At 65.6% G+C, this 12,940-nt stretch carries 8 protein-coding genes; 3 read left to right on the top strand and 5 right to left on the bottom strand.

Annotated features, from left to right (window positions below):
* Positions 1 to 70: 70 nt before the first annotated feature.
* The 3 genes from pnp (at position 71) to dut (ending at position 4,229) form a co-directional block, all read left to right on the top strand.
* The gene (pnp, locus tag KA184_06455) at positions 71 to 2,368 is read left to right on the top strand and encodes a polyribonucleotide nucleotidyltransferase (GenBank protein ID MBP8129207.1); all 2,298 of its coding nucleotides are present in this window, start codon (positions 71 to 73) and stop codon (positions 2,366 to 2,368) included.
* A gap of 140 nt (positions 2,369 to 2,508) precedes the next feature.
* Complete coding sequence (locus KA184_06450) at positions 2,509 to 3,777, top strand: insulinase family protein (GenBank protein MBP8129206.1); 1,269 nt, start codon at positions 2,509 to 2,511, stop codon at positions 3,775 to 3,777.
* Entirely contained in the window at positions 3,774 to 4,229 is a 456-nt protein-coding gene (gene dut, locus KA184_06445) for a dUTP diphosphatase (protein ID MBP8129205.1), read from the top strand. The genes KA184_06450 and dut overlap by 4 nt, the downstream gene beginning before the upstream one ends.
* A gap of 36 nt (positions 4,230 to 4,265) precedes the next feature.
* Here the strand turns inward: dut and KA184_06440 are convergent, their stop codons facing one another.
* The 5 genes from KA184_06440 to KA184_06420 form a co-directional block, all read right to left on the bottom strand.
* Complete coding sequence (locus KA184_06440) at positions 4,266 to 7,232, bottom strand: hypothetical protein (protein ID MBP8129204.1); 2,967 nt, start codon at positions 7,230 to 7,232, stop codon at positions 4,266 to 4,268.
* An 85-nt stretch (positions 7,233 to 7,317) separates the two neighbouring features.
* Positions 7,318 to 8,682 (bottom strand): MFS transporter, encoded by a 1,365-nt coding sequence (locus tag KA184_06435; protein MBP8129203.1) that lies wholly within the window; start codon positions 8,680 to 8,682, stop codon positions 7,318 to 7,320.
* Positions 8,683 to 8,775: 93 nt separating this feature from the next.
* Positions 8,776 to 10,047, bottom strand: coding sequence for a methyltransferase (locus KA184_06430; protein ID MBP8129202.1), 1,272 nt, complete (start codon positions 10,045 to 10,047; stop codon positions 8,776 to 8,778).
* A gap of 134 nt (positions 10,048 to 10,181) precedes the next feature.
* Positions 10,182 to 11,807: a hypothetical protein gene (locus KA184_06425; protein MBP8129201.1), complete on the bottom strand. Its 1,626-nt coding sequence runs from the start codon at positions 11,805 to 11,807 to the stop codon at positions 10,182 to 10,184.
* Between the two features lie 47 nt (positions 11,808 to 11,854).
* The gene (locus tag KA184_06420; GenBank protein ID MBP8129200.1) at positions 11,855 to 12,265 is read right to left on the bottom strand and encodes a hypothetical protein; all 411 of its coding nucleotides are present in this window, start codon (positions 12,263 to 12,265) and stop codon (positions 11,855 to 11,857) included.
* Positions 12,266 to 12,940 lie beyond the last annotated feature (675 nt).

Raw genomic sequence — 12,940 nt, 5'->3', positions numbered from 1 at the left:
TGAAACGAACAAGAAAATGTGGGACGCGGCGGGAGACGTTCCACGGAGAAGGAAGAAGGAGTAAGGAACATTGTCAGTGGAACGTCTTACCGTAACCGTAGGCGATCGGCAACTCGATTTTGAGACCGGCCGCATCGCAAAACAGGCGCACGGCGCCGTCATCTGCCGCATCGGCGAGACCATGGTGCTCTCGGCCGTATGCGTCGCGCCCGAGGCCAAGCCCGGGCAGGATTTCTTCCCCCTCACGGTGGATTACCGGGAAAAATTCTACAGCGTAGGGCAGATCCCGGGCAACTTTTTCAGGCGCGAGGCCCGTCCCTCGGAACGGGAAATCCTCGTGTGCCGGCTGACCGACCGGCCGCTGCGGCCCCTGTTTCCAAAGGGATTCTGCAACGAACTGCAGGTCTGTCAGACCGTGCTGTCGGCGGACAACGTCAACGACCCGGATGTCATTTCGATCAACGCGGCTTCGGCCGCCCTGCACATCTCGAAGATTCCGTTGCTCGAGCCCATCGGCGCGGTGCGCGTCGGCCTGATCAACGGCGAGTTCATCGTGGACCCGACGATGGAGGACATGGAAGTCAGCGAGATTGACGTGGTCATGGCGGGCACGCGCGACGCCATCACCATGGTCGAAGGCTCCGCCCGAGAAGTCTCCGAAGAGGTCATGCTCGGCGCCATCGAATTCGGGCACCGCAACATCAAGACGATTATCGAAGGCATCGAGGAACTGCGCCGCCGCTGCGGCGTCGAAAAGATGCCTTACGAAACGCCGCAGACAAACGAGGAGGTCGCAGCCGACGTCGCGGCTATCGCGAAGGACCGGCTGGCCGAGGCGCTGCGCACCGTGCAGAAACAGGCGCGGCACGACGCCATCGACGCGCTGAAAGAAGAGGTCAAGACCGCGCTCGCCGAAAAGTACGGCGCGGAGCTGTTCGAGCAGCGCGCGGGCGACGTCCGCGACGCGTTCGACAACCTGTTCAAGCAGCAAATGCGCCGCCTGGTGGTCGAGACCAACACGCGCATCGACGGGCGCGGCCTCGCCGACATCCGGCCCATCGAAATCGAGGTCGGCGTGCTTCCCCGCGCGCATGGCTCGGCCCTGTTCACCCGCGGCGAAACCCAGGCACTGGTCACCACCACCCTGGGCACCAGCCGCGACGAACAGCGGATGGACGAACTCACCGGCGACTTCTTCCGCAGGTTCTTCCTGCACTACAACTTCCCGCCGTGGTCCGTCGGCGAAGTGCGCCGCATTTCCGGCCCGGGCCGCCGCGAGATCGGCCACGGCAAGCTGGCCGAGCGCGCTATCGAGAGCGTCCTTCCCTTCGGGACGGAAGAAGAGCCTGACATGAACGACTTCCCCTACACGGTCCGTGTGGTCTCGGACATCACCGAGAGCAACGGCTCAAGCTCGATGGCCACCGTGTGCGGCAGCAGCCTGAGCCTCATGGACGCGGGCGTGCAGATTCAGGCCGCCGTCGCCGGCATCGCCATGGGCCTGATCAAGGAAAGCGAGGAAGTGCGCGTGCTCAGCGACATCCTCGGCGACGAGGACCACTTGGGCGACATGGACTTCAAGGTCTGCGGCACGCGCAAGGGCATCACCGCGTTCCAGATGGACACCAAGATCAAGGGCATCTCGCGCGACGTGATGTACCAGGCGCTGCTCCAGGCGAAAGACGGCCGCGAATACATCCTCGGCAAGATGGCGGAAGTGCTCGCCGAGCCGCGGCCCGACCTCTCGCCCTACGCGCCGCGCATCTACCAGATTCGCATAGACGTCGAGAAAATCCGCGACGTCATCGGGCCCGGCGGCAAGGTCGTCCGCGCCATCCAGGCGCAGACCGGCGCCGAAATCGACATCGAGGACGACGGCACCATCAACGTCGCGGCGGTCGACCAGGCCAGTGCCCAGGCCGCCATCGACATGATCCAGGAGATCGTCGCGGACGTCGAGGTCGACAAGATCTACCACGGCACCATCACGCGCATCATGAATTTCGGCGCATTCTGCCGCATCATGAGCAACAAGGAGGGCCTGATCCACATCTCTGAACTGGCCCCCGGACATGTGCGCGAAGTCACCGACGTCGTGGACGTGGGCGACGAGGTCGACGTGAAGGTCGTCGAGATCGACCGCATGGGCCGCATCAACCTCTCGAAACTGAAAGCGGACATCGAACTGGGCCGCGTCGACCCGAGCGGCGTGCAGCGGCTCGGGCCCGACCACCAGGGCGCGCCGCGTCGCGACCCGCATCGCCGGCCCCGTTCCGGCGGGCGCGGCGACGACCAGGGCCACGGCGGCGGGCGCGGCGGGCGCGGCGGGCGCGGCGGCTCCGGCGGACGCGGCGGCGGATACCGGTAGTAGTTCCCGGCGCTCCGCGGGGCAATGCTCCGCGGAGCGTTCTTTCATCCTTCATTCTTCAGATTGTTCGCCAAGACAAGCTCAAGCCTGACGTATGAACGAAATTGGCGCTCCCTGGCGAACGCATACGAGGTTATTCCGTGGCAACGACACACGCGCAAGAAGCCGTGCTCCTGCACCGCCTCCCGAACGGCTTGACGATTACGCTCGAACGGCTGCCCTACCTGCACACGTTTTCCGCCGGGGTTTGGGTGAAAACGGGGTCGGCGAATGAATCCGACCGGGAAGCGGGACTGGCACACCTGCTCGAACACTTGATGTTCAAGGGCACGGCGAAGCGAACCGCCCACGAATTGATGCAGGAGATCGAGGGCCGGGGCGGCCAGTTCAACGCGTTTACTTCGCGGGAATACACGTGCGTCTATGTAAAAATGCTGGCGAAGGACGTGCACAAGGGCCTCGACGTGCTGGCCGACGTGGTGTTGAACTCGCAGTTCCTCGACCTCGAAAAGGAGCGCAACGTCATTCTCGAAGAGATCGCTTCCGTGGAAGACACGCCGGACGAGCACGCGCACGACCTGCTCGCCGCGCAGCATTGGCCCGGCCACCCCATGGGCCGGCCCGTCTTCGGCAGCAAAGAATCGGTCGCGGCCCTCACGCTCGAAGACGCGCGCGCCTTTCACCGAACATGGTATTGCCCACAGAACATGGTGGTGTCCGTGGCGGGCAATTTCGATGAGCAGGCCGTCCTCGAGCAGATTATCCACGAATTCGGTGAAATGGCGTCGGACACGACGCCGGAGCTATCCCATCCGCCACGCTTTCACGGCGGCATCCTTCAGGTCGAGCGCGACATCACGCAGTCGCACGTCTGCTTCGGTTTTCCGGGCGCGTGCGCGGCGAACCAGGAACGTTACACATGCGAGCTGCTGAGCAGCACGCTTGGCGGCGGCTCGACGTCGCGTCTGTTCGAGCGCATCCGCGAACAGGAAGGCCTCGCGTACTCGATTTACAGCTATCAATCGTCCTATCTCACGGCGGGGATGTTCGGCATCTACGCCGCCGTCGCGCCGCCGAACCTCGCGCGCACGCTCGAACTCGTCTGTGAGGAGATGCGCGGCTTGCGCGAGGCGCCCGTGCCGGAAGACGAACTCGACTCGAACCGCGAGCAGATCAAGGGCAACATCCTGATGGCGCTCGAAAGCACGTTCACGCGCATGTCGCGCATGGCGAAATCAATGCTCTACTACGGCCGCATCCTGTCCGTCGACGAGATCATCGCCGCGATCGACACGGTAAGCCCGGAAGACGTGCGCGGTTTCGCGCAGCGCACGTTCACACCCGAACATTGCGCGTTGCTGGTGCTCGGCCCCGGCGACGCGCGGCCTGGAGCCACCGTGCCGCTATGAACCCCGAAGACCTCGTCGTCTGCATTGCGCGCGAACCGGGCTGCGAAGACATCCCGTTGCCCGCGTACGCCACGCAACACGCTGCCGGCATGGACCTGCGCGCCGCGGTCACAGAGCCGTGCGCGCTCGCGCCCGGCCGGCGCGCGCTCGTACCTACGGGACTGCGCATTGCGCTGCCGCCCGGCTACGAGGCGCAGATCCGCCCCCGGAGCGGCCTTGCGATTCAGCACGGCATTTCGATGGTCAATACGCCGGGCACCATCGACGCGGATTACCGGGGCGAGGTCAAGATCATCCTTATCAATCACGGCGAAGAGACGTTTACCATCCGCCGGGGTGAGCGGATTGCGCAAATGGTCATCGCGCCAGTCACGCACGCGCGCTGGAGACTCGTCGACGAACTCGACGGCACCGGGCGCGGCGCAGGCGGTTTCGGCCACACGGGCCGCTGAACGCGGGGACTCCTCGCCATGCGCCGGACCCACGCCTCACTCCGGCATCGGGACCACGGTCTGATTCAACGCGGGCGCCGTTGCGGGCCAGCGCGCGCGCGTCTGGTCCGCCGTCTGCGCCTCGATGTAATACTCGATTCCCGCCGGCGCGATCTGCGCGGCGTCGAGCCGGGCCGCAAGCGTGTTTCTCCCCGCGCCTGTCATCGGAACCGCCTGGAATGCACCCTCACCCAAGGGGCGCCAGTACAGCGTGGCGGCCAGCGCGGGTGCGCGGTCGAGCATCACCGCTTTCACCTGCAGCGCTTCGCGCGGCTCGAGCGACGTGCGCCGGGTCAGCACAACGAGGCGCGGCGCGCCGCCGTATTGCCCGGGCAGTCGCGCCGGCTCGGGCGCTTCGCCCAACAGCGCCGCCAGCGCCGCGCCGGTCGCGTCGATCATGGCCGGAAACGTGTGTTGTTCAATATTGCAGACCGTACCGAGTTCGCCGCTCGTGCTCGCGGCGGCCAGCAGATGCTCATAAGCGCTCGCGACCGCGCGGACCAGCGCTGCGCGCCGGGGCAGCGCTTCCTCGCGCGCGGCACGCTGCTGCTTCTCAGTGTCCTTTTCCGCTTGCGCGCGTTCGAGCGCGGCATTTAATTCGTGCCAGCGGCAGCGCATCTCACCCGTCGCGCGCAGGAATTCGAACGTGTGCAGCCAGTAGTCGAACCGTTCGAGTTGGCCCGCTCCGGACACCTGGGAGCGCAGCGCCGCGAATTCGTCGACGAACGCGTAAGCTTGTTTTGCCTGTTCCCAGGGCGTCTTGTCGGGCGCGTAGCCGCCGGGGCCGCCTATCCAGTCCGAAGGCCGCGGCAGGCATCCGTCCATTTTGGCGAAGATGCGCGCGGCTTCGTCCGAAACTTCGGGACCAAATGAAATTCGCGCCCAATCCTGGTAGAAGTCGTCCGCGGGGAAATGCGACTGCCGCTTCCCGCCCGCGGCGCCGCCCGCCGGCGCCAATTCCCGCAGGGACGCGCCACTCCAGCCGCTCTGGTCCCACGCGGCCTGCGCGAGAGCGGCCACGTTCGGCCCGAGGATGCGCGTGCGCCAGTGGATGCCCATGAGTCCGTTGCAGCCGTAGCACAGCGCATCGCGCGCATCCCGGCGCATGCGTCCCACCCACAACTGCGGCGACGTCATCGCCGGGTCGTCCTCCAGCCACGGAATAGCCCATTTTCCGCGGCCCTGCACGTCAGCGAAGCCGGGCTCGACCGGTTCGTGGCCCACCTGGCGGTTGATGCAGCTTACTGCCATGTCCGGCGGCAGCGCCGCCGCGAGGTGGGCCCTGTCATACTGCGGGCCGAGCACCCACCCGCACGTGGCCAGCTGGAAGGGCGCGCCGAGGCGCTGCGCCGTTTCATGCGCGATGCGGATGTCGTTGACCGCCGTTTCGACCTGTGCCTCCGGCACATCCTCCCAGGTCCAGTTCTCGGGCGTCCAGAACCAGTAGTAATCGAGCGGATGCGTGCGCATGATGCGCGTGAACATGCCTTCGTACAGCAGGGCGACCTGTTCCCGCGTCAGCGACGAGGGGTCTTCGCCCCCATAATCCTTGTACGCCGGGCCGCAGCAGTTCACCTTGCGGGTGACTCCCGCGCCTTCCACCGCTACTGCGGCGATGCACGGATACTCCGTTTCTCGCGTGAACTCGATGTCGAGGCGGCCGTCCGTGACCGTCACGTCGTCGAAGGCAAAATCGAGCGCGTGATTCTGTCCCACGCGCGCGAACACATCGAGCGACGTGATGACCTGCTGCCCTTCGATGCGCACGCCGAACACCCGCGCGCCTGCCGTCGCATACGCCGGCTCGACGAAATGAAGCCTGACGTCGTATGTGCCCTCGGGCACATCGCAACGGTAGGCCTCGAGGTCGTAGCGCACCGACTGATACAGTGCGTCGTCATCCGTGCCCGCGATGGCCGCGGAAAAGTGCGCGGGCTTGCCGCCCTCTGCGCGCAGTCCCGGGCCGCCGGGGCCGAACCGTTCGGCCACCTTTCGGGGCGCGAGCAGCGGGGCTTCCGTGCCGATGCACGTCTTGATCCCCAGCGTCCGCGCAAAGGAAAAGCAGTCTTCGAACATCGCGCCCGCGCGCGCGAACAGCTCGATGCATTGCTCCGGCGTCTCGGGCCGCGGAGTCAGTCCACGCATCACCTCCGAGCCGTAATCGTCGCGGTCGAACAATGCGGCCGCGCCGCAGGCGTAGTCGCTTGTCTTTTTCGCCTGAAACCCCCAGCCTACGGGCAACACGGTGTTGTACCAGATTGCGGAGTAGGCGAAGGTCACGGTGCCGTCCTGCGCGACGTCAGACGGGCGGCCGATCCAGACTGTCGGCTCGGCGGCGGGCCGGTCCTCCGGATACGTGTGCAGGCCGAAGAAATTCATGCCCAGTTTGGGAAGCTGCGCGAGGATCGCCTTGTAATCCTCCGGGTTCCACCAGTCGGGCCCCTCGGGAAAATCGTGGAATGGCTGTATGCCTCGCAACTCGAACAGCGGCGCGCGCGTTTCGTCCACTTGCGGGAGTTCAAGCGCGACCTGCGCGTCCGGCATCTCGTCGCCATGCAGATAGAAGCGCACGCCCAGCAGCTCCGCGAACCGGTACGCCGCGTACAGCAACGCTGTGTCGCTGCCGCCGACAAGATAGAGCCGCCTGCCTTCCGGCGCGTCGACGGTCTTGAGAAGGAACGACTGCGCATCGAGCGCCGCCGCGGCGTCCCGAAGCGCCTGCGCGGGCGGCGAGTCCTTGCGCGCTGCAATCAGGGCGTCCCCATCGGGTAATACCGCGGTTACGGACAGCAGCGCGCCTGTGCGCAGATACACGTAGCGCCGTACTTCGAGTGCGGCAAATCGCTCCAGCGCGGACGCATTTTCCGCCGTCACGATGACGGGTTGCGCCGCGACGGACTGCGCAGCCGCGCCCATGGCGGCCAGGAACAGACCAAACGCAAGAAAGCAGGCATGCTGTTTCACGGCGAGATCCCTCCGCTGTTGCGCGCATCAGAATAAAGCACCGCAGTCAGTGGCGCAACGAAGGACGCGCAGCGCGGGACAGCCTCTACATGCCGCGTTCGCGGTTACTGGGGTGCAATCCGGCGGTGATCCATGCGATGCGCGCGAGCGTGCGCACGGGCAGGCCCGGATTCAAGAGGTCGCGCAGGGGCCGCGTGAACGGGGGCCCGTCCGTGACGAAGAGGCGGCAGCCAACGGCCCCGGCGAATCCCGCCAGGCCCGAGAGCGTGAAACAGAAGCGGAACCCGTCGAGATGCCAATGGTCAATCACGAACCCGACGATGATAGGCGTAAACCCGAGCGCCGCGGACGTGCTGATGATCCAGATGTTCGTGTAGGCGACGCGCCCTTCTTCCCGAACGAAATTCAGCATCGCCCTGTGCCCCGCTGTCCAGCACGCGGCATTGAACAGCGAAATGATGCACACCACGGGCGCGAGCAGGTAGTTCGTCCACGGCGCGCCGGGCCGGAGGAGAAGAAAGCCGAGCGCCGCCAGCGAATGTCCGATAAGGCTCAGCGCCATGGCGGTGCTGCTGCCGCTATGGTCCGCGAACCGGCCCCAGGACCGGATGGTGAGCAGGATGCCCGCGCTGCCCGCCGCCATCACCGCCATGATGGCCATGGACGGAAGCTGCAACGCATCGCGCATGTACAGCACCAGCGCCGAACCGAACCAGGCCAGGCACGAGAAGCAGTAGATGCCGGTAAGAATGAAGGCGACGTAGTGCCGGTTGCGGAACACCAGCCGGTACGCCTGCCAGCCGCTCACTTCCTGTTCGTCGGTTTCGGGCGGGCCGCCCCCCGGAATACGCTTCATGTAGTAGAGGCTGAACAGGCCCGCCAGAATGCCGACGGCGTAGATGCTCAGAAAACGGCCCATGCCGGGATTGCCGCTCAATACGACGCTCTGCGACAGGACAATCGCCACGTTGACCGCCTGCACGACCGTCGCCTCCGCGCTGAAGAACGAGCCGCGCTCGTCCTCGGACAACACCTCGTGCAGCCAGGGGAACCAACCGCCGACGGCAATCGCGCGCACGATGCAGAATCCGAGCGTAGCGACGATCAGCACGTACCAGCCCGCGCGCTGGCCCCAGAACCTCACCGCCAGCGGCATGAGAAACACCAGCGACATGATCACATTACGCGACAACCAGCCGCGCAGCATTACATGCTTCGGGCCGAGCCGCGTCACAAGCGGCACCGTGAACAGCACGATGATCATGGTCAGCGGCAGGAACGAGATCAGGAACCCCACCCACGAGGCGGGCATGTCGAGCTTCCGCGCGAACAGGATCATCGCGGGACCGACGACACACTGCCACGAAATCACGTTGAAGAAACTGAAGAACAGGAACTTGCGCCCCGGCGGGGCGAGTTCGTGGACGACTGAAACTATGGGAAGGCGCAACGCCTGTCGCTCCTTTCTGAATGCGCGCCCGGAATTGCCGCTAGACCGGTGTTTGCCGCAGGACCAAAGCCTCTTGCGAGCGGGAATCGCGGATCATGTATGCGGATAAGCCCCGCATTCCCGCACCGTCTCGTACAGCGCCGCCAAGTTCTCTTGCGGGACCCGCGCCTGCACGTTGTGAATCGTGTTGAATACGAACCCGCCCCCACGCCCGAATATGCGTATCCGCTCCCGCACTTCCGCGCGCACTTCCGCGGGCGTGCCGAACGGGAGCGTCTTCTGCGTGTTTACGCCGCCGCCCCAGAACGAAATCCGGTTGCCGTACTGCGCTTTCAGCTCCGGCGCGGCCATGCCTGCCGCCGAACACTGCACGGGATTCAGAATATCGAAGCCGGCGTCGATGAAATCGTCCAGAAACGCGCGCACGGAGCCGCACGAATGAATGAACGACTTCCACGCCGTGTTCTTGTGCATCCAGTCGTTCACCATGCGGTGAAACGGCTTGTACAGGTCGCGGTAGGCACCCGGCGAGATGAACGGACCGTGCTGCGCACCAAAATCGGTGCCCGTGACGAACACCGCGGTCACTTTGTCGCCCACCGCCTGCCGGATACGCTCCCAGTTCGCCAGCGTGATTTCGCATTGCCGCTCAAAGACCCGCCACACGTAGTCGCGCCGCGCCAACGTGCTCGTATACCATTCCGCGATGTCGCGGACGCCGCGCGGATGCTTCAGCCACGGCGCGGGCACGAGCGCGATATCGCCAAAAGCCGCGCCGCCAAAATTCGCGAGAATCGCGCGGCCCGTGGCGTGCAACCGCTCCGCCTCGCGCCGGAAATGCTCCAGGTCGTAGTCCGAAATGGGCCCAAACTCCTGCAGATTGTCCTCCGGGTCGAGCGTTGTGTCATCCACGGGCGGCTGGCGCACAATCGTGTCGAAATAGAAGCCGCCTTTCGGCATGCGCCCGCTCGGAGGCGCGGATTTGTCGCCCTCCGGATACATCAGGATGTCCCCGTTCGGCTCCGGATCCGTGTTGAAGCCCTCGGGCACGAGCACGGGCGTCCCATCAAATATCGTCCACGGTTTCCAGTTTTTGTTTTCGAAACCGAACAGCGTGCGTGGCCCGCCCAGGCCGACGACGTCCACGCCCAGCGCCTCCATGAGGTCCGGCGCGATCTCGCCAAGCATCTGGTACGGCTCGACTACTTTTACCGGCGTGCCCGGCGCGTCGAGGCCCAGCGCCTGCCGCAGCAGATACACCGAACTCGCGTGCATGCCCGTTACCGCGCTCGCGCCGAGGTCCAGCGGCACGCGGTCCGGCTCCCGGTGGTTCAATGCGGTTTCGACCCGTTCTCGTGAAGTCATGACGAAACACCCCCGCCTGAGCGAGAAATCCTTGATTGCACCGGATTCTAGCAGAGCCCCGCCCCGCGTGCGAATAGCTGCCGGCAGCACCCCTTGGACTGCGGTCAACGGAGACGGCGGCAGGAAGCGCGAAGTCAATTCGGAGCAAACGCGACGCCACCCACGGTGTCGGTGGGACCGGTGAAACCGGGGCCGCCCGCGGCGACGTAACCGTGGCTCGCGCCGGAGGCGCCGGGGCTCACCCAGAACGCGTACAGTTGCCCGTCGCGCAGTTGGAACCGGAACCGCACGGGCCGCCCCGCGAGCGAAGCGAGGTTCTCGACACCGTTCCAGCGGATGTGCCCCGTCACGGTGTCACCCTGCAGCGACATGCATTGCTCCGCTTCATACCCGGGCAGAACCGCGCCCTGTTCATCGAGCACGGCAACGCGCAATTCGCCCGCCACCGCTGCGTTCACGAACAGATGCGATCCCTGAAACTCGACCGGTCGCGTCGTCAGCGTGCCGCCCGTTGCGTCCGCGTCCATCGAGGCGAACCCGTCGCGGCGCAGGACGGCCAGCCCCGTGCTGCACACGCCGGACGCGGGTGAACCGGGCGCGCCTTTGCGCCCGCTCACGTAGAAGTAAAGCTGGTCGCCGCAGACAAGGCAGCAGCCGCCCGCGGACTGCACGTTGCCCCAGTTCCAATCGCCCGCGCGCTCGGACACGGGAATGAACGCCTCGCGCATGGGCCGCTGCCAGTGGAACCCGTCCCGGCTGAAACCGATGCAAATCTCATTGGGTTTCGCGCGGTCGCCGGGCTGGCCCCGCCAGATGCTGAACAGACCGAGCAGCAGACTCTCGTAGGCAACCGCATCGAGGTTGTACAACTCGCACGGCGTTTGCAGGTCCGCGCGGGGCGGGTCGAGCCGGTCCGCGCCGACCCAGAACGGCGCCTGGCCTTCCTGCCAGTGCGCCGCCTCGATAACGTCCGCGCCTTCCCAGTAACGCCGGAACCGGCCCACGCCGCCCGCCTGGTAGTCGCGGATGCCGTAGACCCAGACTTGCCGGAACGGGTTGTAAAACACGGTGCTGCGGTCGCCCAGCGGCCCGCTCATGGTCACGGCATCGGTCCAGTGGATGCCGTCGCCGGAAAAGTAGACCGCCATGGCGCGGCGCTCCCACGGCTTGAGATAGACAAACATCTTGTAGCGGCGCGCAGGGTCCGGCTCCGCCAAGTCGAGCCACACGGTCGACGAATCGCGCAGCGCGGTATGGACCACGTTCGTACCCGGCACGACGCCCAGCTCCGGCTTTTCCCAGTGAATTCCGTCCTGCGACGTGGCGTAAGCCGTGCCCGTGCAATAGCCCGCCATGTACCACATCTTGAAGAGGCGGTCCTGCGGGTCATGCCACACGCCATCGCTGAACACCATAGCCGTCGGCGCAGGGTGTTCTTGCGACTGTTCCGTGACCTCCCAGGCTCGGTCCGGCGCCAGCACCGGATTCACGGGATGCCACTGCGTCTTGTGGTATGTGCGCCGGAGCGTCGTCTCCGCGACCAGGAAATCGTCCACAAATAATTGCCGCCCCACGTCGATCGGGACGACCGCGGGCGGCGCGTCCAAATACGGGACCGGCATCGGCTCGCGCGACAGCTCGCGGTCCCGCGGCGGCCACGCATCGGGCAATTCGATGCCGTTGTAGAGCGGTTCCCCCGCAAACGCGTTCAGTCCGCAAAGCAGGACCACAAAAACCGAGAACGTCCCCTGGTGCTTCATCTCGATACCTCCGTGCCGCCGCCAGCCAGCCCATGGCGCCGCGCCCATCAAGGCGCGTATTCATACAACAACATCGTTGCGCGCTCGTTATCGTAACCAATCGCCCAGCCGCTTGTCGCACTCGCCATCGATACCCCCGAGAGGGTCCAATTGCCGCTATCAGGCGCGGGAATGGCGTCAACGGCCCACGCACCGTCTTTGTAGTGCAACACGACGCCGCGGCCGTTGGCAAGGTCAACGCCCGCCGCCCAACCTTCATTCGCCATGGGGAAACTGACAGATTCGAGATACCAGTTTGCGCTCACTGCCGGCATGGCGACGGCTTGCCATGCGCCGGCGACGCAGTGCAGCAGCACGCCCGTGCGCGTGCCCCCGGTCTCGTTGGTCGAGTAGCCCGCCGCCCAAGCCTCGCCCTCGGGAAGCGCCGCTGTTCCCAGTGCTTCCCGGGGCTCCGTCATTTCCGGCAACGCGGCTTACCAGTTCCGGGGTTCGTCTCGCTTCCTGCCGCCCAGGGCAGGCTCGATGTGCACAGACGAAAACCCGCTGTCTACAAGGTGCTGGAATACCGCGAGGTTGTCGACGCGTCCGCGCGCCGCCGTGACCCGCGCGGGCACACGGCCCCGTCGCGACCGCGCGCATCAACAGGAGATTCAAGAACGGTTCGCCCCCGAAATACGTCAAGTTGAGTTCACTCAGCCCGCCGGAACCGGGCCAGAACAGGTCCACGGCCTTGATCGCCGTCTCCTCGGGCATCTGCGCCACCCGGCTCCCGTAGAGCGGCCCGCCGCCGTCGCCATTCGCACCGCCGTGACGCCCGTAACAGTAGCGGCAGGCCAGATTGCACGCGTGCGTCACGCACAACTCCAGCGTGCTTAGCGGACGCAATCGCGGGCGCGGCGGCCCCGAGACCTGCTCCGGCCGAGAAAGGAACCCCTCCTTCTTGAGATAAGCGACGGCGTCCGCGACGTCTTCTTTCCGATACTGTTTCCGAACACGCGACAGCGCCCGCTCCCAACCGGCGTCGCGCGCGAGCAATGCGATGTCGTAAACCACATTGTTAACACAATAGAAGAGCGAGGTCGAAATATTCAGGAGGATGCGCTGTCCCAACGCCTCGAAACAGTGATATGCGG

It is taken from the genome of Candidatus Hydrogenedentota bacterium, assembly GCA_018005585.1.
Lineage (GTDB): Bacteria > Hydrogenedentota > Hydrogenedentia > Hydrogenedentales > JAGMZX01 > JAGMZX01.
This window is presented reverse-complemented; position numbering and strand designations above follow the sequence as displayed.